The sequence below is a fragment of the Methanolobus vulcani genome (genome assembly GCF_006546655.1).
In the GTDB taxonomy this organism is placed as follows: domain Archaea; phylum Halobacteriota; class Methanosarcinia; order Methanosarcinales; family Methanosarcinaceae; genus Methanolobus; species Methanolobus vulcani_A.
Genome location: NZ_VIAQ01000015.1, coordinates 108587 through 131683, shown reverse-complemented (window position 1 = coordinate 131683; position 23097 = coordinate 108587). Strand labels below are relative to the sequence as shown.

The 23097-nt window shown below is 40.6% G+C and carries 25 protein-coding genes and 1 tRNA gene; 15 read left to right on the top strand and 11 right to left on the bottom strand.

The window, feature by feature from the left end; all coding sequences use genetic code 11:
* Positions 1-81: 81 nt before the first annotated feature.
* The 8 genes from FKV42_RS08005 (at position 82) to FKV42_RS07975 (ending at position 8669) form a co-directional block, all read left to right on the top strand.
* A complete protein-coding gene (locus FKV42_RS08005; RefSeq protein ID WP_154809711.1) occupies positions 82-1761 on the top strand; it encodes an ABC1 kinase family protein in 1680 nt (559 codons plus the stop codon).
* Positions 1762-1857: 96 nt separating this feature from the next.
* Entirely contained in the window at positions 1858-2832 is a 975-nt protein-coding gene (locus FKV42_RS08000) for a DUF128 domain-containing protein (protein ID WP_154809710.1), read from the top strand.
* Positions 2833-3095: 263 nt separating this feature from the next.
* Positions 3096-3608: a DUF4367 domain-containing protein gene (locus tag FKV42_RS14210; RefSeq protein WP_154809709.1), complete on the top strand. Its 513-nt coding sequence runs from the start codon at positions 3096-3098 to the stop codon at positions 3606-3608.
* 18 nt (positions 3609-3626) lie between these two features.
* Positions 3627-4697 (top strand): outer membrane lipoprotein-sorting protein, encoded by a 1071-nt coding sequence (locus FKV42_RS07990; RefSeq protein ID WP_154809708.1) that lies wholly within the window; start codon positions 3627-3629, stop codon positions 4695-4697.
* Positions 4698-5176: 479 nt separating this feature from the next.
* On the top strand, positions 5177-6598 hold the full coding sequence (locus tag FKV42_RS07985; protein WP_230375556.1) for an ammonium transporter: 1422 nt from the start codon (positions 5177-5179) through the stop codon (positions 6596-6598).
* A 6-nt stretch (positions 6599-6604) separates the two neighbouring features.
* A complete protein-coding gene (locus FKV42_RS07980; RefSeq protein WP_154809706.1) occupies positions 6605-6943 on the top strand; it encodes a P-II family nitrogen regulator in 339 nt (112 codons plus the stop codon).
* Positions 6944-7197: 254 nt separating this feature from the next.
* Positions 7198-7437 carry a response regulator gene (locus FKV42_RS14125; RefSeq protein ID WP_230375552.1) on the top strand — a complete coding sequence of 80 codons (240 nt, stop codon included), beginning with the start codon at positions 7198-7200 and terminating at the stop codon, positions 7435-7437.
* Positions 7392-8669: a hybrid sensor histidine kinase/response regulator gene (locus FKV42_RS07975; RefSeq protein ID WP_230375549.1), complete on the top strand. Its 1278-nt coding sequence runs from the start codon at positions 7392-7394 to the stop codon at positions 8667-8669. The genes FKV42_RS14125 and FKV42_RS07975 overlap by 46 nt, the downstream gene beginning before the upstream one ends.
* A 1323-nt stretch (positions 8670-9992) precedes the next feature.
* Here FKV42_RS07975 and FKV42_RS07970 read toward each other — a convergent pair.
* From FKV42_RS07970 to FKV42_RS07950, 5 genes are all read right to left on the bottom strand, one after another.
* Entirely contained in the window at positions 9993-10430 is a 438-nt protein-coding gene (locus FKV42_RS07970) for a hypothetical protein (protein WP_154809705.1), read from the bottom strand.
* 29 nt (positions 10431-10459) lie between these two features.
* Positions 10460-10630, bottom strand: coding sequence for a hypothetical protein (locus tag FKV42_RS07965; RefSeq protein WP_154809704.1), 171 nt, complete (start codon positions 10628-10630; stop codon positions 10460-10462).
* 147 nt (positions 10631-10777) lie between these two features.
* Positions 10778-11650, bottom strand: coding sequence for an IS6 family transposase (locus FKV42_RS07960; protein ID WP_154809703.1), 873 nt, complete (start codon positions 11648-11650; stop codon positions 10778-10780).
* Between the two features lie 161 nt (positions 11651-11811).
* Positions 11812-11886: transfer RNA gene (locus FKV42_RS07955), tRNA-Val, on the bottom strand.
* Between the two features lie 56 nt (positions 11887-11942).
* A complete protein-coding gene (locus tag FKV42_RS07950) occupies positions 11943-12416 on the bottom strand; it encodes a hypothetical protein (protein ID WP_154809702.1) in 474 nt (157 codons plus the stop codon).
* Positions 12417-13259: 843 nt separating this feature from the next.
* Here FKV42_RS07950 and nifH point away from each other — a divergent pair.
* The 7 genes from nifH (at position 13260) to FKV42_RS07915 (ending at position 20757) form a co-directional block, all read left to right on the top strand.
* Entirely contained in the window at positions 13260-14081 is an 822-nt protein-coding gene (nifH, locus tag FKV42_RS07945) for a nitrogenase iron protein (protein ID WP_154809701.1), read from the top strand.
* Between the two features lie 25 nt (positions 14082-14106).
* The gene (locus FKV42_RS07940) at positions 14107-14424 is read left to right on the top strand and encodes a P-II family nitrogen regulator (protein ID WP_154809700.1); all 318 of its coding nucleotides are present in this window, start codon (positions 14107-14109) and stop codon (positions 14422-14424) included.
* A gap of 18 nt (positions 14425-14442) precedes the next feature.
* A complete protein-coding gene (locus tag FKV42_RS07935; protein ID WP_154809699.1) occupies positions 14443-14820 on the top strand; it encodes a P-II family nitrogen regulator in 378 nt (125 codons plus the stop codon).
* The gene (gene nifD, locus FKV42_RS07930) at positions 14817-16400 is read left to right on the top strand and encodes a nitrogenase molybdenum-iron protein alpha chain (RefSeq protein WP_154809698.1); all 1584 of its coding nucleotides are present in this window, start codon (positions 14817-14819) and stop codon (positions 16398-16400) included. Before FKV42_RS07935 ends, nifD begins: the two co-directional genes overlap by 4 nt.
* A 14-nt stretch (positions 16401-16414) precedes the next feature.
* Positions 16415-17785 carry a nitrogenase molybdenum-iron protein subunit beta gene (nifK, locus tag FKV42_RS07925; RefSeq protein ID WP_154809697.1) on the top strand — a complete coding sequence of 457 codons (1371 nt, stop codon included), beginning with the start codon at positions 16415-16417 and terminating at the stop codon, positions 17783-17785.
* A gap of 69 nt (positions 17786-17854) precedes the next feature.
* Positions 17855-19345: a nitrogenase iron-molybdenum cofactor biosynthesis protein NifE gene (nifE, locus tag FKV42_RS07920; RefSeq protein WP_154809696.1), complete on the top strand. Its 1491-nt coding sequence runs from the start codon at positions 17855-17857 to the stop codon at positions 19343-19345.
* Positions 19342-20757, top strand: coding sequence for a nitrogenase component 1 (locus FKV42_RS07915; RefSeq protein WP_154809695.1), 1416 nt, complete (start codon positions 19342-19344; stop codon positions 20755-20757). The genes nifE and FKV42_RS07915 overlap by 4 nt, the downstream gene beginning before the upstream one ends.
* Before the next feature lie 104 nt (positions 20758-20861).
* On the opposite strand, the gene FKV42_RS07910 is transcribed toward FKV42_RS07915, so the two are convergent.
* The 6 genes from FKV42_RS07910 to FKV42_RS07885 are packed head-to-tail and all read right to left on the bottom strand — an operon-like array spanning position 20862 to position 23077.
* Positions 20862-21443, bottom strand: a complete 582-nt coding sequence (locus tag FKV42_RS07910) for a nitroreductase family protein (RefSeq protein WP_154810160.1) — start codon at positions 21441-21443, stop codon at positions 20862-20864.
* 39 nt (positions 21444-21482) lie between these two features.
* Positions 21483-21830: a ferredoxin-thioredoxin reductase catalytic domain-containing protein gene (locus FKV42_RS07905; RefSeq protein ID WP_154809694.1), complete on the bottom strand. Its 348-nt coding sequence runs from the start codon at positions 21828-21830 to the stop codon at positions 21483-21485.
* A gap of 6 nt (positions 21831-21836) precedes the next feature.
* Positions 21837-22085 (bottom strand): glutaredoxin family protein, encoded by a 249-nt coding sequence (locus FKV42_RS07900; protein ID WP_154809693.1) that lies wholly within the window; start codon positions 22083-22085, stop codon positions 21837-21839.
* Positions 22082-22417 (bottom strand): Rieske (2Fe-2S) protein, encoded by a 336-nt coding sequence (locus FKV42_RS07895; protein ID WP_154809692.1) that lies wholly within the window; start codon positions 22415-22417, stop codon positions 22082-22084. The genes FKV42_RS07900 and FKV42_RS07895 overlap by 4 nt, the downstream gene beginning before the upstream one ends.
* 16 nt (positions 22418-22433) lie before the next feature.
* Positions 22434-22739: a Rieske (2Fe-2S) protein gene (locus tag FKV42_RS07890; RefSeq protein WP_154809691.1), complete on the bottom strand. Its 306-nt coding sequence runs from the start codon at positions 22737-22739 to the stop codon at positions 22434-22436.
* A gap of 23 nt (positions 22740-22762) precedes the next feature.
* On the bottom strand, positions 22763-23077 hold the full coding sequence (locus tag FKV42_RS07885) for a Rieske (2Fe-2S) protein (RefSeq protein WP_154809690.1): 315 nt from the start codon (positions 23075-23077) through the stop codon (positions 22763-22765).
* Positions 23078-23097: the final 20 nt, after the last annotated feature.

Below are 23097 nucleotides of genomic sequence, written 5' to 3'. Positions count from 1 at the left end.
TTATTTTGTGCGATAATTTAATAATAAAGCCAGTACAAATGAATAATACATCCAAATAAAAAAATCAAAGTCCGGGGCCTCATGAAACAGAGAAAGATCCATAGGTATTCAATGATCAGACGATACGGAAAGATCGTTGATGCACTCATAAAATATGAATTCGGTTACATTGTCGACCGCATGGGACTTCGCAGCATCAGGCCACTTAGATCGCGTATCAGAAAACAGGAGAAAGTCCTAAAGGATACTGATACCGGACCAGTAAAAGCCAGAATGATGCTTGAGGAACTTGGACCCACATATATTAAGCTCGGGCAAATTCTCAGCATGCGTCAGGACCTTATTCCACCTGAATATGCAAATGAGTTCTCAAAGCTCCAGGATAATGTCCAGCCATTTGAAATGGGCGAAGTGGAAAAGCTCATTCGATCGGAACTTGGTTCTGAAACAAAGGAAATTTTTGAGTATTTTGAACCAGATCCCATTGCAGCAGCATCTATCGGACAGGTACACCGTGCCAAACTAAAAAGCGGCGAAGATGTTGTTGTTAAAGTCCAGAGACCAGGCATAAGGAAGATCATAAATTCCGACCTGGACATCATGTACAGCATTGCTTATTTTACAGAAGAGCACCTGCCGGAAGCAAAACTCTACCAGCCCATTGGGATTGTTGAGGAATTTGAGCGTAGCATAAAAGCAGAAATGGACTATACCCAGGAAGGCAGGAATGCAGACCATTTTGCTCGCAATTTCCGGGATGATCCAAGAATATACATTCCCAAAGTGTACTGGGACTACACCAGTGCAAAAGTACTCACACTTGAATTTATAGATGGTGTAAAAAGTAATTCTTTTGAAGAACTTGCCCGCATGGAAGTCGACAGGCGGGAAATAGGCATCGATGTCCTGAAAGCCTTTATGAAACAGATATATGATGATGGCTTTTTCCATGCGGACCTTCATCCCGGAAATATATTCATAATGAAGGATGGAAGGATAGCACTTCTTGACTTCGGTATGGCAGGATTTCTATCACAGGACATGCGCAACCTGCTTATTGATGACCTGATAGCCATTACAAGAGGAGATACGGTCCTTTACATTGAGCTTCTCAGGGAACTGGGCTCTATTGATGAAAACACAGATCTTTCAGCACTTAAGATCGATATTGACCAGTTGATATACAAGTACTATGGCAGACCACTTGGACAACTTGACACTGCATTAATACTTGAGGAAATGATTAACCTACTGAGAAAGTATAAGGTAAGAGTCCCCTCTAATGTTGCATTGCTTTCCAAAGGGGCAATGACTGCTGAAAGCTTTGGAAACCTCATGGATTCTGAAATCAACCTTGCAATTATAGCAGAGCCATTTGCAAAAAAAGCGATAAAGGACAGGTTGCGACTTACTAATATTGCAGGGAATACATACAAGGATGCAAGCAACTGGGCGCGGGTGCTCCATAAAGCACCTATGAAGATAGGACATATTCTTGATATTGCAGAAAGAGGTTACCTCAAATTGCGTTTTGACCCACATGAATTTGACAGGGTTGTGTCTGAGATCGATGCTGCAAGTAACCGTCTTTCATTTAGCCTTATCATCTCGGCTATAATCGTCGGTTCATCATTAATCATACAAACCGGTATGGAACCACACATCTGGGGAGTACCTTTATTGGGCGTAATTGGTTTTCTCATGGCAGGCTTTTTGGGAATGTGGCTTGTAATTTATATACTGAGAACCGGAAGAATATAAGAAACAATATTATTTGTTTATCGCACATCTTAAATAGACAAAAATATAACTATACGCCGTTGAAGTAACCTTCCACAAACATCTTCGGGTGAAAAAATGACAGATCCAAACGTTGAAAGAAAGCTTGTCGAGATCATGCGTATTATCAATGAAAGCGACAAGCCTTTAGGTGCACGCCTTATCGCTGATGAGCTCCATAACCGTGGTTATGCAATTGGAGAAAGAGCTGTCAGGTATCATTTACGGATACTGGATGAGCGTGGCTTTACCAAGAAGCACGGATACATCGGACGTACTATCACAGAACGTGGAAGAAAGGAACTCAATGATGCCCTTATCAGTGACAGATTCGGTTTTGTAATCACCAGGATAGAAGAGCTGATCTACAAGGCAGACTATAACCTCGAAACAGGAAAAGGGAACGTGATAGTCAATATTACGAATATTGATAAAAACGACTATGACAATGCCACTGATATAATAAAATATGCCATGGATCACGGTGCCACTATCAGCCCAAGAGTTGGGATTATTGAAGAAGACACTGACCTTGATATTTATGTCCCTGATGGCAAAGTTGCCATAGCAACTGTGTGTAGTATTACTTTTGACGGATTACTCCTTAACAGTGGAATACCCGTGGTGCCGGTTTTTGGAGGGCTTATGCAGATGGAGGATTACTCACCTGCAGGATTCCTGGACCTTATATCATACAGCGGAACATCTATTGATCCTATCAAAATCTTCCTGAGAAGAAAAGCAACATCCATTCTTGAAGCTATTGATACTGGTAATGGGAAGATGCTTGCTAATGTTCGCCAAATTCCTGTATCAGCTGCAACAAGGGCTGAAGAGCTACTAAATGTGGCAGCTAAACATGACATTTCAGGCCACCTGGCCATCGGAGATCCGGGAGAGGATGTTCTCTATGCACCAATTGAAAGAGGTAAAGTAGGAATTCCTGTAATGGTTGGAATTAACTCTGTTGCTGCTGTTGAGGAAGCTGGCATAAATGTAGATACACATCCTGTTTCATCAGTTATGGAATACAGCAAGATGAAAAAACTCTGATATGATTTCAGTTTTTGAAACTTATTTTTTTACTTCATTTTAATTACATCCATTGATAGCGGATTTTAGCTGTGAGCTTTGATTTTGAATATATTACTACAGTGCATATAAATGCGTATTTGACAATACATGACTCCATAAACCAAATATAGTAAGAAGTAATATATTGAGAATTTGATTGAAAAAATAGGTAATGTTTTCATTCAGTATATGATAATAAAAATTGTCACAGAGCGTGACGAAAGGAAGTTTTAGGGAATTAAATGGCAGTAAAATTACTAGCAACATTGTTGCTAATTGGGTTTTTATTATTTGGTTTATCGTCCACAGAGTACAGTTCGGAGAGTGGTATTTTTCCTCCCAAGGAAAACTGCAATATTACATTAGAACAGGCACAACAGATTTCGAACAACAGTATACTGATACCTACCTGCCTGCCTGACGGATATGAAATGCAGAGCATGTGTTTAGTAAATGGAACATCGGAAGGTCCGGATTTTGCCGGCTATTCACAATTGATTTACACAAATGAAACTTGTGCTTTTTTTGTAGAAGAGGATTTTTCAGGAACAAAGGAATTCACTTTTGAAGCTCCTGCATCAGATGATGATGTAGAGCATAAAGAGATAACAATAAACGGATGTGAAGGTGAAATGAGGATATACCATGAGGAAGCAATGGAGATCTGCTGGGACACTAATGGCATCAGAGTCTCTGTTTTATCTCATAATCTTGAAATGAATGAACTGGTCAGAATTGCAGAGTCCATGAAATAAAATGGCGGTGCAGATAGAATGCAAAGAAAATTATTGATAGTATTGATATTACTGGGAGTTGTTCTGTTAACCTCCGGTTGTACTGAGAGCGAAATGTCAGCGAAGGAGATCACTGAAAAAGTGCAACAAAAATATTCATCCCTGGAAGATTATTCTACCACTGTCCGGATCGCAGTCACATATGGAGAAGACACACAGACAATGGAATATGAGATACTGCAAAAAAATCCGGATAAATCGAAAAAGACCATGATACTTCCTCAGGAAGAAGCAGGAACAATTATAGTTAACAACGGCGGACAAACGTGGAGATATGATTCTGAAGACGATGCATACCAGATATACGACGGACCTGGAATGCCCGGAGAAAATGAACAGACTGACTATTCATACATAATTGAGAATTTCCTGAATGAAGCAGATGTAAGCTTTTTGAAAGTTGAGAACTATGAAGGTCGCAAGTCGTATGTACTCCTTTCTAAGATAGGAGATAACACTCCTGAAGTAAAAATCTGGATAGATACTGAGACATTGATGCCGGTGAAACTGGAAGCTATCGACAATGATGGATCTAGAGGAATAGTAGAATATCAGGATTTCAAAGCCAATACAGGCATAGAAGATGAAGAGTTTATGATTCCTGAAGATGTTGAAGTTGTCATCACTAAATCCCTCCCCAACCAGCCTGAACTAACACTGGAAGAAGCCAAAAATATCTCAAATTACAACATACTGGCACCTTCCTATTTGCCGGAAGGTTCTGATCTCGCAAGGATTATCGTGGATAACGAGGCTTACAAAGCAGCTGGTGTTGAGGGAACATTTGTTGGTATCACCTATTCAAATGAGGAAACTACTATTAACATCATTGAAGAGTTCAATGAGAATCGAAATATCGTAATGGCACCAACGATTGCTTCGCATGAAAAAACAGAGAAGATCACAATAAATGGAGAAGAAGGCGAGTTGGTTGCATTCATCAATGATAATAGCACGCTGGACTGGGAAATAAACGGTATCAGAATATTGATTTCAATGTACCCGGAGGACAGAGAGGAATTGATCAAGGTTGCAGAATCAATGGAATGACCAGTATATCTGCGGTATCGGGAACTTATGACAGTTCCCTTTTTATTTTCAGTAAATAGAAATGGACAATTCCAATTCTTCCGATATGGGAGATGAATGTTGTGTCAAAGTTTAATGTCTTGATTGAAAATTTAATTTGTGTTGTGATTTTAAACTCTTGTCCATGTGGTTGCTGTGAACATGGGGCAAGTGAGTGAAATTACAGAACTTTTTTTATATTACTAAATACTAAAAATAGATATTGTGTGGGATTTGCAATTATTAATCTGATTTAGTTGCCAAATACGACCAACTATTAGAATAAATTGTTGGATTTTATGCTAAAAACTAGAGAAAGGGTTGCAAATATCGATGAGTATAAATAGGATGAAGTCTACACATAGCATCCGTCTTCCTAAAAAGACGAAACAAAGGTGTTACTCATGTATGGAATATCAAAGAAAATCAATTCAAAGATGATTTGGCAGGCTTTACTGCTAATGAGCGTCATTTTTATGGTATTTATAGGTACAGCGGCAGCTGCAACAGTTGACGAAAACGCAGCTGCAATCGAAAAGAATGCAGAAGATATCGCACAAAATGCAGAAGATATTGGAGTAAATGCAGAAGATATTGGAAATCTCCAGACAGCACTCACATTTATGTGGCTTTTACTCTGTGGTGCATTGGTCTTCTTCATGCATGCAGGTTTCTCACTGGTGGAAATTGGTCTCACCAGAACAAAGAACACTGCTAACATCCTCATGAAGAACTTTATGACAATTTGTCTCGGTATAATAGTATACTGGCTCGTGGGATGGGGAATTATGTACGGCGCAGATGCAGCTGGCATATTAGGAACAGACCAATTCATGCTTATGGGCGCAATGGACAACGCAACATGGAACGGATGGTGGTTCCAGATGGTCTTCGCAGCAACCGGTGCAACAATCGTATCAGGTGCAATGGCTGAGAGGACTGATTTCAAGTCATACCTTATTTATACAGTCCTGTTGGTCGCATTCATTTACCCTGTATACGGACACTGGGTATGGAGCGGTTCAGGAATTCTTACAAGCGGTTTCCTCGTCGATGCAATTGGAGAAACATTCCATGACTTTGCAGGTTCCAGTGTTGTACACTCAATTGGTGGATACTCGGCACTCGCAGGTATAATGATTGTAGGTCCAAGGATCGGCAAGTTCAAGAATGGTAAGGCAGTAGCAATTCCAGGTCACAGCCTTCCACTGGCATTCCTCGGTACACTTATCCTTGCACTTGGATGGGTAGGATTCAACGGTGGTAGTACCCTCGATGGAAACGACCCATACGCAAATCTTGTTATTGTAAACACATTCCTTGCAGCAGGTGCAGGAGCAATCATGGTAATGATAATTACCTGGATGAAGACTGGAAAGCCAGATCCATCACTTACTGCAAACGGTATGCTTGCAGGTCTTGTAGCAATCACAGCACCTTGTGGTTCAGTAGCAAACTGGGCAGCAGTAGTAATAGGTATCATTGCAGGTATTGTAGTATACGCAGGTGTAATGTTCAATGAAAACACACTCAAGCTGGATGACCCAGTCGGTGCAGTAGCAGTACACGGATACTGTGGTACATGGGGAGTAATCTCTGTAGGTATCTTCGCACTCGGCCAGGGCGATGGTTCAATGCTTGCAGATGCAGCATACACAGCAGCTGGAGCAGGACTTCTCTACGGCGGTACCGCACAGTTCATGATCCAGGTCGTAGGTGCAATACTCAGTATAGTATGGGCATTTGTGATCTCATTCATAGTCTTCAAGATAATCGATGCAATTATCGGACTCCGCGTATCTGAAGAAGACGAGATCGCCGGACTTGATGTAGTAGAACACGGAATCAGTGCATACCCAGAATTTGCAATCCTGAAGGAGTGATGTTAAATGATGAAAATCGAAGCAATAATAAGGCCAACAAAGATCCACGAGGTCAAGGATGCCCTTGATGAAGCTGGATTTGAAAGTATAACCGTGACCGATGTAAAAGGCCGTGGTAAGCAAAAGGGCGTTATGCAGCAGTGGAGAGGACGCAAGTACTGTGTCGACCTGTTGCCAAAGATAAAGATGGAAATGGTAGTAGACGATGATAATGTAGACAAAATTGTAGACATAATCATGAAGGTTGCTGCAACAGGTTCCATTGGAGATGGAAAAATATTCATCACACCTGTAACCAAGATCATCAGGATCCGTACAGGAGAAACAGACGGAGAAGCACTCTAAGTGCTCCCTCCATCCTTTTTTATTTTTTGACTTTCAACTTCAACTATAAGTTCTTAAAACAATCACCGCGAGCCCTGGGAATTCAACATATACCTATTGTAAAAGGATTCTGCAGTCCAGTTGTCACAATATAGCACTTCCATAGTTTCAGGGCTCTTCCCTAAAAGTACTGACTTTTGTAAAATAATGTTGACTGCTGTATAAAAACAATAATATAATATACGTGCGGATGATATAATTATACCCGTGATATTTTGACGGGGAAGGATAAAATACTGATAGTAGACGATGAGAAGATCAACGTCGCGGTTCTTACATCATACCTTACGGACAATTATGATGTGATCACGGCCTCCACAGGTGAGGAAGCACTAAAAATAGTGAAAAAAGAAGAGCCGGACCTAATCTTACTTGATATCGTCATGCTGGGAATGGATGGTTTTGATGTATGCAAGACATCAAACATGACTATAAACTCGATTTTATACCTATAATAATGCTTACCGCCCTTTCATCAAGGGACGATCACCAGAAAGGTATAGAAGTCGGTGCAGATGATTTTCTTAAAAAGCCTGCCGATAGGTTTGAACTGGACAAGAAGATCACAGCACTTTTGCGTATCAAAGAACAACACGACTCACTTCTGCATGATCGCAATAAAGCATATGAATATCTGGACTATGTAGGTGTTTTAATAGCTGTCCTGAACAAAGACTACAAACTCATTCACATCAATCAGAAAGGTGCAGATATTCTTGGATACAACAGGAACAATATCATAAACAGAGATTGGATAGATCTCATCGTTTCTGAGAGCTATACGGACCTTGTTAAGAGTAAATGTGACATGCTCATAAATGGCATTATGAATGAACCAGAATGCCCAGAATACCCCATAATGACAATTACACGCAAGGAGAATTTATTCAAATGGCACTATTCAGTCCTGAAAGATGCAAAGGGTGATATTACAAATATTCTGATGTCTGGAGAAGACATCACTGAAAAAAGAAAGGATGAGATAAAGCTCATGGAATATGCCAAAGAGCTTCAGAAATCCAATGAAATAAAAGACCTTTTTACAGATGTTCTTCGCCATGACCTGCTAAACCCTGCAGGACTTATCAAATCATTCACAGAGCTTCTTGAAGAGACGGCAACCAGTGAGAAACAGGAACGCATCATAGAGAACATTAAAAGATCAAATATCAAACTCATGGAACTGATAGAGAATGCAGCAAAGCTTGCCAAACTTGAATCGATTAATGAGATGGCATTTGTGAGGACTGATATTGCTTCCATGATAGAATCCGTAGGAAATAGCTTCGAACAGAGTCTCAGCGACCAGAATATGAAGTTAGTATTTGATAAACCAGAAACATGCTTCACACTTGCCAATCCAATGATTGAAGGAGTATTCACCAATCTCATTTCAAATGCTATCAAATACAGCCCTTACAACACCAGCATTACCGTAAAGGTAGAAGAGCTGGCCGATAAATGGAAGATATCTGTGATCGATCAGGGAGACGGAGTTCCTGATAAGGATAAAGAGGCAGTATTCACACGTTTTAACAGGTTACACAAGGAAAATATCAAGGGCAATGGAATCGGACTTGCTATTGTTAAAAGAATCACAGACCTCCATGGAGAAAATGTTGGTGTCATTGATAATCCTCAAGGACATGGAAGCATATTCTGGTTCACCCTGAAAAAAGCGTTTTGATTATAAAAATGAGAAAAAAATAGTGCACAGTGTTGAACGACCTTTTTATATTATTCCAGTGAGTGCCATATACAATTGCACCAGAAATAAGGGGAGAAACTAAGATATTTTTTATTGTATGATACATCCCTAAAGAGACATAGATGAGAACCATATACACCTACAAAAAGTCAAATGCAAAGAGATGGTGTTAGAAGTATACAACCCATATATTTTGCAAAGTAGGAATCTTATGTAAAAACTTCACATAAGTATTCTTAAGTATAATGACATAGTACATGTGATTCCGTTAGTACCATGGCAAGCATAGAACCTGCTTCCTAAAACACAAAAACGAAACAAAACGAAACACATATTATACCCTGTACATCATGAAAGACCAGCATGAGAAAAACGTACACAGGGAAATGGTGCTAACTACCTCTTAGGTAATTACCCTCCTGACACAGCAACTGTTGGCCAGAATGGGCACCTTCCTTTTTTTGATAGGCGGATAGACAAATAGCGCCTTACATTTTAAAAATGATTGCATAGAGATTTCCAATTTTACGCCATAACTAGGATTTGCCAAGTGGAACAAAATATACAGTATATATAAAATATGCAAATATTAAATTATTACAGATGATACACGTAGTTCTTATGTTATAGAATTTAAGTGTATCGCAAACCATAAAAGAATAATTAAAAAAAAGAAGCAGAAGAGAGTACAAGCAGGCAATAGAGCAGACCCTAAACAACACAACTACAAAATAATTGCTACCGATGCTGAAATCGTCAATAAATACAGGGTAATATATAGAGCATATTAGCACCCATAAGGGATTCTGTTAACTTATTGTGTATGAAAAATTAAAGGAAGTATCGAAATGAACAAAGAAATTTGTATGGATACGACTAACAAAATAGTTTTTTATATTACAGATTTATCAAAAAAAGTATATCAAAATATATCTAATATATTTCTTAGTCCGTTGTATCCGTTGTTTTTTGCAATTGTTATATATTCTGGCATTATTATTGATAATGATCTAACAAGCCATGTTATGATAACAAGTCCAGATATGTTTTATTTATGTGAACAAAACGAAATTGTGAGAAATAGCTTAGGCACCGAACGTTGGTATGTACCTACAATAATATCTTTATTATTCCCCATGATGTCGATTATTTTAGTATCAATAAGTAAAAATACAACGTTGAGGGTTTGTTCATTGTATTTTGGGCTATTGGGGTATGTGTATTCGTTTTCTTTGATTTTTGGAGTACATTTAATTGATTGGCATAATTTATTGTTCGGGTTATTTATAACATATACTGCAACTATGAATCTGTTAACTGGTCACTGACAACGATGTTAAAATTATAGTCACCGTCTGGCAATTTATCCGAATCGAAGTAAAATGTAACTTCTGTGTTTGCATCTCGTTCGAAGTGAGGGTACGGATATGCGGTTTCACTGCTTACTTGTATATTGTTTTGGTCATATGCGTTACATGTTATATTTGCATAACCTGATTTTCCATTGTTTATAATGGTTGTTTTTACATTGTAGCCATAATACCCATATCCAAAAATTGTACTTTTTTCTGCAATGATGCCACCCACGTGCATATTCATTTGCTTGGGTTCGGTTGCACGATATTCAATTTCATCTACGGTTCTAAATACATCCGATACTAAATTAGCCCCAGTCAAAAAAACAAATAACGCAAGTACAATCTTTATGATATTGTTCCTATATTCTTTATCCGAAACCATGTTGTTCCTCACTAAACCCGTTTTATAAGTTATTCTTCCAAATCTTCAAACTTGGTTAACCCCTTAACCGCATTCAATTTTTCATGTAACTTGTTTTCCCATTCTTCATACTCTAAAATCCCCTTTTCTTCAAGCAATTCTACAAGGGATGTAATCATCTTATCTAAAATGTATATTTCTTCTTTGATGTCTTCTGTCATTGTTTCACAACCTCAATTATAATTTTATCATCTTTCATTGTCCACATAAAATTATCACCCTTGTTTAAATCCATGATATTTACTAATGCAGTGGGGATAGATGTTGTATATTTCCCCTTTGATTCTTGGACGGTTGTTTTAAAGCCTTTACTCACAATATCGCACTCCGTTTTGTGTTGCTTGCCATTTAGTGGCTTGGTCTATCAGACTTTCCCACTTATTAGACACATCAATATCAAGTCCTGCTGCCTGCGCAGGAGTCTTTCCTTTTAGTGTGCTATGTGGTCTAAGGAAATTATAATGAACAAACCAACCTTTCAAAAGCAACTCTGTCTTTTCCATTGAATCGAGTCCACGTCTTGCTCTAAGCATATCTTTAAGGCTACCATGCAGTCTTTCAACAATGTTATTAGTTCTTCTGCTATTGATACCTACATTTTGTATAAGCTCGGTATATTTGTTACAACGTTCATAAAAGACCTTATTAAATGGTTTTCTATATGCAAAACAGCCATCAGCAAAGATAAAACGAGGCTTGTTAACTGCTCTGGTTGCTGCATCCTGAAATAAAATAGTACAATCTTTGTTTGTGCGTGTTTTAGATAGATGTCCAGCAACCATAAAACGAGTGTCCTCGTCTATCATTTCCCAAAACCAATGCTGATTGCCTTTGATCTTAATCGCTGTTTCATCAACATGCCAATTGTCACCAAATTCTACTTTGAGGCTAGAAACGTAATCATAAACGAGATTTGAGTATTTCATAATCCATTTGTGTATGGTGACTTGTGAAACTTCAACTTTAAAGATGTATGCAATTTGTTCCTGAATCTTTCTTACGCTCATACCGTCAAAGTAAAAACCAATAGCAACTGCAATAACGTGTTTTTGTGTCCTCATACCATCAAAATTATCATTTTCAAGGAAAGTAGCCTTACATTCTTTGCATTTGTAACGCTGTACACCCTTTATTTTTCCGATTTTGACAACCTTTTGAGAATCACATTTCTTACAGTTCATATCATATGCCCCTATATACTAATACGACACCAAACTATATAAAGTTAAGGTAGTAAAAAGTCTAGACTTTATTATTTCGTGTTGTGTAAAATCGACATGCGATAAGTATTTATTTGATTGAAGCATATATATCTACATCCAGAGGTAACTTTGGTTAAGTGTGCCCTTGGCGGGATTCGAACCCGCGATCTTAGCTTCGTCGATGCCAAATCATATCCTAGCTAGACCACAAGGGCAAATTGAATAAATTGAATAGACGGAATGCGGTTTTATTACCTCTTTGTTCAACCGTCTATTCATTTACAAATAAAAACACCTTTCCTTTTCCTACCCTCTTTCCTTCCCATTTGCCATTGTTCACATTTTCGCTTTTGATACTGTCCCTAATATCAGATGTTCTCTGTGACACACTATTCCATATATTAAACAGTTCATCGGTTGCGTTTTTACCCAATGTATATTTTTTGCCATTGTTATAGTATGACAAAATGGCTTTAACGCTGTGCTCATAATTTGGTTGTGCCAAAATATAATCTTTTATTTCATCGGTTGTTGGATTGATGATGTCATATGAACTACTATCACACAAATCTGATGTATCTTTTGTCATTTGTTCAGTAGAACCACTGTTTTTTACACTAATGTCCGCATTTTTATTCAGTATCTTTGCTCCAGACAATTGTTCAAAGATTTTACTTGTATCTTCATTTGAAACATTTTCAAATCTGTAAACGTTACCGTATACACTCAGTTCAACATATTCCATGTTATAACCTCTTTGTTCAATACAACATTGGATTATAACATATTTAAAGCTTTTTGTTATATGATTTGTTTTGTGTGTTATGGGGATTTGGACTGTGTGTGTTTGGGTATTAAAAAACACTGTTTTTTATAAATAATAAAATAACAACAGTTCTGTTTAAATAGTATAAGGCATGTTCAAAAAATTTAATTTTAACTAAAGTTAATTGATTTTCTATATATTAAAATAGTAATTATGACAGTGCGTTATGTTTATTTTCCTGTACACAATAAGTTAACAGAATCCCCATAAGGATAAGTTTAAATAATAGAAGGCGAAACATGGGATGCCGATGTATGTGAGAACAACGGCACATAAATAGACTATCGATCCATCAATAGATAGATAACTATAAACTGTGGGAAAAATCAGAGGTAAGTGAATTATTTCAGGGAAGAGTTCAAAACTAAAACCTGGTCCGTATTTTATCTGTTAGAATTGTATAAAAATCGAATATATTGCCTTAACCAAAAGGTGCAATGAGACAATAAGAATTCAGATTGAACTTGTATATAAAGGTATACCTAAAAAGGATAAAAAGTACCAATTTTGGACTAAATGAGATGAATGTCATCTACAATCCATCTTTTTTTAGGGACTGCCGCTGAAAAGCCTCATGCTGTTGATTAAGAGCAATATTTCGAAAAATTTCAATAGACCACTAGTGAATAGTTTTATATATGGCAACATAGTACATAGGATTCCGTTGTACGATACAAAGCAACGCAGCTCCAAAAAATAACACAGTCGTACAACAAAACAAACACAAAAAAACACATCAAATAAGTACAGAAGGAAAAGACCATGCGACAAGTAGCAATATACGGAAAGGGCGGAATCGGAAAGTCAACAACAACACAGAATTTGACCGGAGCACTCGCCACCATGGGCAAAAAGATACTGTTAGTAGGATGTGACCCAAAGGCAGACTCTACAAGAATGCTTCTCGGAGGTCTTAACCAGAAGACAGTACTCGACACCCTCAGATCAGAAGGCGACGAATCCATTGACCTCGACAAGCTTATCCAGCCAGGTTTTGGCGGAATCAAGTGTGTAGAATCCGGCGGACCAGAACCAGGTGTCGGTTGTGCAGGAAGAGGAATTATCACCTCAATAGGTCTCCTTGAGAACCTTGGTGCATACACAGATGATCTCGATTACGTATTCTATGACGTACTCGGTGACGTAGTATGTGGAGGTTTCGCAATGCCAATCAGAGAAGGAAAGGCACAGGAAATCTACATTGTAGCCAGTGGCGAACTCATGGCAATCTATGCAGCAAACAACATCTGCAAGGGTGTCCAGAAGTACGCAAAGGGCGGCGCACGTCTTGGTGGAATCATCTGTAACAGTAGGAATGTAGATGGAGAACGTGAACTTCTTGAAGCATTCGCACAGAGGCTCGGAAGCAAGCTCATTCACTTCGTACCAAGAGACAACATTGTCCAGCGCGCAGAGATCAACAAGAAGGTAGTAATCGAATTTGACCCAGAAAGTGATCAGGCAAAGGAATACATGACACTCGCTAAGAACATCGAGGAAAATGATCTCTTTGTAGTTCCAACACCACTCGAGATGGATGATCTCGAAGCAATGATGGTAGAATTCGGAATAGTAGAACTCTAAACATAAAATCTGAGGTGAAATAACAATGCAGATGATTCGTGCGATAGTCAGACCTGAGAAGGTAGTTGATGTTGTAGATGCACTCGAAAAGGAAGACTTTGTATCCCTTACCAAGACCGATGTATTCGGAAGAGGAAAGCAGAGAGGTATCCACACAGCAGATTTACAGTTTAACGAACTCCCAAAAACAATGCTTATGTTGGTAGTTGAAGATGCTGACAAGGACAAGGTCCTTGAGATCATCACTGCCTCAGCACACACAGGAAAGTACGGAGACGGAAAGATCTTCGTAAACCCAGTAGAAAACGCATACACAATCCGTACAGGCGCAAGCGGACTTTAAATCCGGAGGGATTTTCAAATGAAGGAAATAACGGCAATCATCCGCATGAACAAGGTGCAAAAGACACTTGATGCCCTTGACGGATGCGGCTACCCCTCATTCACCGTAGAAAAGGTGATGGGCCGTGGTAAGCAAAAGGGATTGTGCTTTGAGTTCAACCCTCCACTCCCAGAACAGCCAGAGCCAGAACTTACTCACGTACCTTTTGTCCCAAAGAGAATGTTTACAATCGTTGTGGATGACAAGGCAGCAGACAAGGTAATACAGAAGATAATCAAGATCAACCAGACAGGTCATGCAGGAGATGGAAAGATTTTCGTCACAGACATACCTGAAGCTATCAGGGTAAGGACCGGAGAATCTGGAGAAGAGACCGTCGGGAGGAATGTAGAATGAGTTCTGAAGTAGAGAAGTCACAGCACGTCGTCGACGAGATGATGAAGGTCTACCCTAAGAAGACTGAAAAGGATAGAAGGAAGCACTTTGTAGTTAAGGACTCCTGCGAAGCAGAACAACACATCGAAGCCAATGCCAAGACCATCCCAGGTATAATGACAAACCGTGGTTGTGCATATGCCGGATGTAAGGGTGTGGTAATGGGACCTGTGAAGGATATCGTTAACCTCACACACGGACCAATTGGCTGTGGATACTACACCTGGGGAACCAGACGTAATTTTGCCAAGGCAACAGAAGGTGGAGACAACTTCATGCAATACTGTTTCACAACTGATATGAGGGAAACAGATATTGTATTCGGTGGTGAGAAGAGGCTCAGGGCAGCAATTGATGATATAGTAAAGATCTTCAACCCTGGTGCAATCGCTATCGAGGCAACCTGCCCAGTAGGACTTATCGGTGACGATATTGAAGAAGTAGCACGTGCTGCAGAGAAGGACTATCCCGGTTTAAAGGTCCTGGCTTTCCGCTGTGAAGGTTACAGAGGTGTAAGTCAGTCATCCGGACACCACATTGCAAGTAACGTCCTCATGGAGAAGTTGATCGGTACTGAAGAACTTGAAAACCCAACTCCATTTGATATCAACATCTTTGGTGAATACAACATTGGTGGAGACCTATGGGAGATAACACCAATCATGGAGAAGATAGGATACCGTATCGTATCAAGTTTGACAGGAGATGGTTCATTCCACAACATCTCTCAGGCACACATGGCAAAGCTTAGCATATTGCTCTGTCACAGGTCCATCAACTACACTAACCGCATGATGGAACAGAAGTATGGAGTACCATGGCTCAAGGTCAACTACATAGGTGTCGAAGGAACAAAGAAGTCACTCAGGAAGATGGCAGAGTTCTTCGATGACGCTGAACTTACAAAGAAGACAGAAGAAGTCATTGAAGAAGAAATGGCAAAGATCCAGCCAGAACTTGAGAAGTACAAGAACAAGCTTCAGGGTAAGACAGCATTTATCTATGCTGGTGGATCCAGAGCTCACCACTACCAGAATCTCTTTGAAGATCTCGGTATGAAGGTCCTTGTAGCAGGATATCAGTTTGCGCACCGTGACGACTATGAAGGTAGGCAGGTTCTTGCAACATTGAAGGAAAAGGCATCCAGTGGAATCCTTGAAGATATTCATTATGAGCCAGATCCAGACTTCACACCAGCCATCAGTCCAGAACGTATGGAAGAACTCAAGGAAAAGATAGGCCTTATGCAATATGAAGGAATGATCCCTGAAATGCCAGACGGTACAATCGCAGTGGATGACCTGAACCACCATGAAACAGAATTCCTTATAAAGGAACTCAAGCCAGATATATTCTGTTCAGGTATCAAGGACAAGTACTGGGCAATGAAGATGGGAGTTCCATCCAGACAGATACACTCATATGACTACAGCGGTCGTTACACCGGATTTACTGGCGTAATTAACTTCGCAAGAGATATGGACATGGCAATAAACAACCCAAGCTGGAAACTCCAGAAGACCCCATGGAAGGGAGAATAAAGGAGGACTAAAAAATGTTAGATTACACACCAAAGGAAAAGGTTGAGAGAGAAGCTTTGGTCCTTAACCCTGCAAAGATCTGCCAGCCAATTGGTGCAACATATGCTGCACTGGGTATACGCAACTGTATGCCACACAGCCATGGTTCACAGGGATGTCTTTCATACCTGAGAATGGCTCTTACAAGACACTTTAGAGAACCAACCGTCGGTACAACCAGCAGTTTCTATGAAGGTACTGCTGTATTCGGTGGTGCATCAAACCTTAAGAAATCACTTGAGAACATCGAGGCTGTGTACAGACCTGAAGTCGTTGCAATACACACAACATGCCTCTCAGAGACAATTGGTGACGATGTAAACTCAATGATCGAAGATGTAAAGGAAGAAGAACTCATCGACCCATCCATCAAGCTTTGTGCAGCATCAACCCCAAGTTATGTGGGTTCCCACGTAACAGGTTACGATGCCATGGTAAAGTCATTTGTCACAACCTTTGCACAGAAGTCAAAGCCAAACGGAAAGCTGAACCTGATTCCTGGTTTCGTTGACCCAGGAGACATTCGTGAGATGAAGAGATTACTCTCCATCATGAATATCCCTGCAATTGTTTTCCCTGACCAGACAGATGTTATGGACACCGGAATGGGAATGGAAAGAGAATTGTTCGCAAATGGCGGAACACCAATCGGTGACGTAGAGGACAGTGCAAACTCCATGGGTACCATCGCACTCTGCGGAATGGCAGGAGGAGCAGCAGCAAAGGTATTCCAGAACAAGTTCAAGATGCCAGTCCAGATCGGACCTGCACCAATAGGCATACGCTACACAGACAGGTTTGTCATGAAAGCAGCTGAGATGGCAAATGTTGCAATCCCACCAGAGATGGAAAAGGAAAGGGCAAAGGTCGTTGACATGATGACAGATGCTCACGCACACTTCTATGGAAAGAAGGTAGCCATATTCGGTGACTGTGACATAATAGAAGGTCTCACAAGCCTTGTGCTTGAAATGGGAATGGAGCCTGTAGTGATCCTTTCAGGATCAATTAGCAAGGCATTCGTAGAAAGAGTTTCTGAAATGGTACACCCACTGTACCCTGACGCACATATTCTTGACGATGCTGACCTTTTCACACTCCACCAGATCATAAAGAACGAGCCAGTAGACATGCTGATCGGTAACACCTATGGTAAGCATATTGCTCTTGCCGAGGATATCCCACTTATCAGAGTAGGATTCCCAATCATGGACAGGGCAAACTTGCACCACTTCCCAGTTATGGGATACGCTGGAGCAGCTCGCTTGATAGAGTGGATAGGAAACACTTTCCTTGACATCAAGGACAAGACAGTTCCTGAAGAAGAACTTGAGATCGTTCAGTAATGATCTCATAATAAGAAGAACTTGAGGTCGTCCAGTAACGACCTCACCATACATTTTTGGAGTGAGAACATGCCAGAGATTACAAGCGTGGTAGACACGCTGGATGAAAGAAAGCCATATATAGAGCTGAAGCAGGCAAACAAATCAGGAGAACTTGCATGTGATAGTACATCAGTTGCCGGTTCAATGAGCCAGAGAGCCTGTGTATATTCAGGAGCACGTGTGGCACTTAACCCCGTAACCGATGCAGTTCACCTCGTACACGGTCCCATTGGATGTGCAAGTTACACCTGGGATATCAGAGGGAGCCTGTCAAGTGACAAGGAGACCTTCAGAACCAGTTTTTCAACTGACATGAAGGAGCTCGATGTTATATTCGGTGGCGAGAAAAAACTTTCAAAGAGCATTGACGAACTGGTCGAGTTATACAACCCACCGGTCATATTTGTCTATTCAACCTGTATTGTCGGTATAATCGGCGATGATCTCGAAGCCGTTTGTAAGGAAGCAACCGAAAGGGTAGGAATACCTGTTATACCTGTTAAGTCAGAAGGATTCAAGGGTACAAAGTCCGATGGATATAAGGCTGCATGTCATGCACTTATGCAACTTATCGGAACAAAGGAACCTGAGATCACATCTGAATACAGGATCAACATTCTTGGCGATTACAACGTGGCAGGAGATATCTGGTTAGTAAAGCCCCTCTTTGAGAAGATGGGAATACAGGTTATCACTTCTATGACAGGAGATGCGACGGCAGATAGCATCTCAAAGGCTCATGGAGCACAACTGAATCTGGTTCAGTGTTCAGGTTCCATGACATATCTCGCGAAGTGGATGATGAAGGAATACGGGATTCCTTTCAGAAGAGTCAGCTATTTTGGAATAGAGGACATTGCAATTGCACTTAGAACAACTGCTGAATTCTTCGGTTCAGAAGAAATGATGAACATTGCAGAAGAAATAATCGAGCAGGAAACAAACAGGATAATGCCTGAAATTAAGAAAATCAGAAGCAGGCTTGAAGGGAAGACTGCAGCAATTTATATGGGCGGGGCGGCCAAGGCATTAACATTGATCAAGGGCTTCCGTGAACTTGGAATGGAAGTCGTTATAATAGGAACACAGACAGGAAAGCGTGATGATTACAAGGAGATAAGTTACCAGGTTAAGGATGGAACTGTCATTGTAGATGATGCAAATCCACTGGAACTTGCTGGTCTTCTTATTAATCAGAAGGCTGACCTCATGGTAGCAGGTGTCAAGGAAAGATTCCTGGCTTATAAGCTTGGAATTTCATTCTGTGACTTTAACCATGACAGGACAGTCGAATTTGAAGGTTACGATGGTTTCCTCAACTTTGCAAGGGAACTTGATACCTCAGTCAACACTCCGGTCTGGAAGTACGTTGGTAGTAAGATAGAAGGAGCTTATTCAGAAGGCAGCAGGGCAGACTGCGAAGCTGAAGAAAAGACAAAGGCATCCAACAAGATAACAGGGGAGAGAAATATGCAAAAAATCGACCCCATTACATTACATCAGGAGCCAGTGGCATGAGTGAACGTAACTATACCACTGTAAATCCATGTATCATGTGCCAGCCTATTGGCAGTGTAATGGCTTTTAAGGGAATCGAAGATTCAATGGTCCTCTTACATGGATCACAGGGTTGCAGTACCTATATGAGACTGCACCTTGCACACCATTTCAGAGAACCCGTTGATATCGGTTCAAGTTCACTGAGTGAGAAGGGAGCCGTGTATGGTGGAAGTGAGAACCTCAAGAAGGGACTTAAGAACCTCATACTGCGTTATGACCCTAAGGTCATTGGTGTCTCTACAACATGTCTTGCAGAGACAATCGGAGATGACATTTCACGCATTATCAGTGAATTCATAGAAGAGGAAGGCATTGGTGATGAGAGAATAATTATCCCTGTTCCAACACCAAGTTACGAGGAGAGCCACAACAGCGGATACATTAAAGCTGTTGAAGCTATTGTCAAGACCTTCACACTGAATGATTCGAAGAAGGAGATATTCAACAACAAGCTTAATGTTGTGCTTTCTGAGAACATCTCACCTGAAGATACGAGGGAACTCAAGCACGTATTTGACAGTATTGTGGGGCAGAATTCATACATACTTCTCCCTGATATCTCTGAAACCTTTGATGCCCCTATGACAGGTGATCTTCATAAGATCCCGTTAGGTGGCACAACCCATTCTGATATTGCAGACATGAAGAACAGTGCTGCAACCATCGGACTTGGAATTACCAATGATAACAAAGCGGTCAACTACCTTGAACAGACTTTTGACATCCCTTCGCAGAATCTGCCCCTCCCGATAGGACTTGAATACACTGACAGGGTTTTGGCCGCATTGTCTAATATATCCGGGGTAGAAATACCAGATGAGTTCCAGAAGGAACGCGGAAGGCTTATCGATGCCATGGTAGACTCCCACAAGTACGTTTACGGAACTAAGGTTGCTATCTATGGTGACCCGAACAACGTACTTGGAATGCTTTCACTTGCGCTTGAGAACGGAATGCACCCAATTCTAGTGGTTGCTTCCAGCAAGTCCCCAAGATTTGCTGAACAGGCCATGGAAAGAGTGAAGCAGGTTAAGCCTGACTGTGATGTCACGATCCTTGAGGATGTTGACTTTGATACCTTCAATGACGCTGTCAAGAAGGCAAAGCCACAGATGCTTATTGGTAACTCTAATGGAAAGTACATTGCAAAGGAAATGAACATCCCATTGATTAGATTTGGATTCCCGATCCATGACAGAGTTGGTGCCCAGAGGTTACTGACACTTGGATACAAGGGAGCAATGCGCATGCTTGACAGAATTACCAATACTATCCTCGAAGTCGAGGATACTGAATTAGCTGCGAAATGGTCTGAACCGGAAAGCTACGTTCCGCTCAGCGAAAGTAGCTTTCACTCCGCAGAAGCGTGAGGACTAAACAAAAAATGTGTAAAAAACGATGCAGGATGAAAAACGCAAAGATAATCCTGCATTAATTTTTTTCTTTTTAACTTAAAATACAACTATTTTCCTACTCAATCGACCCACACGACCTCAGGCTCTCTCTTTTCAGTTTCGTGGTATTCCTTTGCAGGATAGCCAAATATAATTGGTGCAATGACCCTGTAATCCGGTGTGATTCCCAGTTCTTCCAACAACTCAGGATTATCCTGAATGAAACATCCGGTTCCTATCCAGCAGCTTCCTATATCCATTGAATGAGCTGCAAGCATCATGTTCTCGGCACAGAGGGAACAATCAATATCAGCAGTTACACTTGCATTGTTTCCGAGCACGATAATAAGAACCGGAGCATCGTAGAATATATGGAACTCTTCATCTGCAAGTTCCTTTTTGAACTCCATGGCTGCATCATTGGTGGCTTCATCCAGCATTGCCAAAAGACGTGGTTTGCAGTGATCGGACATCCTTTTCATCATTTCACGGTTCTTTACAACAACAAAGAACCATGGCTGGCTGTCGAAGCCTGAAGGAGCATGGATGCCTGCATCAATTATGGTTTTGATGTCCTCATCACTTACATCCTCATCCGTGTATTCACGAACGCTTCTTCTGGACTTTATATTTTCAATTACAGCATTTTCTGCCACTCCCATAAATTCACTCCCTTTTCCCATTTTTACTATTCTTTCCTTTCAATCCTTATTTTTAGATTCCAGGAACTCTTTCAGCGAGATCTGCATCAGGCTGTCCGGGTCATCAACATCCTTATGGACGTAGAGACCACACCAACACCGTTTCATCGCATCATAGTGTTCCCGGTGGAATGGAATACATGGACACACAAGTTTCATGTCATGTTCCCTTTCACCCGTAAGTCCCTGACAGGGACAGAACGGACTACCTTTTTCTTTTTCAATGTTGACTTCCTGTTCAAGCAGGAATTCAACTAATTCCTCATCGGTACTGAACTTGTATCCCAGAGGATCCACAACTTTTGAGAACATGGTTCTCAACTGTTCTTTGCGCTTTTCGTCATCCATAGTAGATCAAAGATCCAATAACGTTGCGTATTTTTCCGGGTTGTAACCAACTACAACCTTATCATCAATTTTCACAAACGGAAAAGACATTTCAGACCCATGGGCCAGACAATCTTCCTTTATAGCTTCCTTGGTCCTGTCATCCGCTTTGTCATAATCAGTATATTCAAAGGGGATATCATGCTCCCTGAAAAATTTCTTTGCCCTCATACACCAGGGACAGGTGCTCAGGGTGTACATTACTACTTTCTTCATTTGCCTGCACCTTCCTTACTTAATTTTATAAAAACACCTTCTTCCATAACCTTGGTTTCATAGATAGGTACCCTGATCTCTTCTGCATCAAGGAATTTGCCTTCACGGACATCAAATCTCCAGTCATGACAGGGGCATTTGATCACGTATTGTTCAAGAGTTCCCTTTGAAAGAGGACACTCCATATGCGGACATTTGTTGGATATTGCGAAAAAATCACCATCGATCTTCAGAACGAGGACTTTATTACCTTCAATAAGTAGAGGCTTCTTTTCGCCGTTACTAAGTTCATCCTCCTTAAGTGCGAATATCCAGTTATCTTCCTGTTTCATAGATACATTCCCGCTATCACACAAGGACAGATATGTTTCCATCCTTTAGCTGTGTTTCATATACATTAACCTTAATTTTGTCTGATGCTACATATGCCCCGGTGCGCAGATCAAAACTCCAGCTATGACAGGGACATTTGATCGAATGGTCCACAAGGACGCCTCCCTGGAGAGGACAATTCATGTGAGGACAACGATTCTCAATGGCAAATATTTCCCCTTCAACACGGATCAGGAGAAGTCTCGTACCTCCTACTTCCACGGGTTTAATTTTGCCTTCACGGACATCATTTTCAGTTGCAGCTACCAGCCATGAAGTCATTTGTACGCTCCGCAATCCGGAATCTAAAGAAGGACAAATATTTCCCCGTCTTCCACCTTGTTCTCAAAGACTGAAAGCTCTTCATCCTTATCTCCAAGATACTTACCGGTCCTTATATCGTATTCCCAGCCATGGCACGGACATTTGAGCACATATTCCTCACTGAAAGTACCTTTTGACAGACGACAGCCCATATGTTTACATTTCCCGGAAAGGGAATATACGGCATTATTTTTCCTGATAAGAAGTATAGGTGTCCCTTTTACCCTTGTAAACTCCATACTGCCTTCTTTAAGGTCATCGTCTTTTATAGCAAAGAACCATGATTCTTCTGGCATTTAAATCTCCCATAAATATT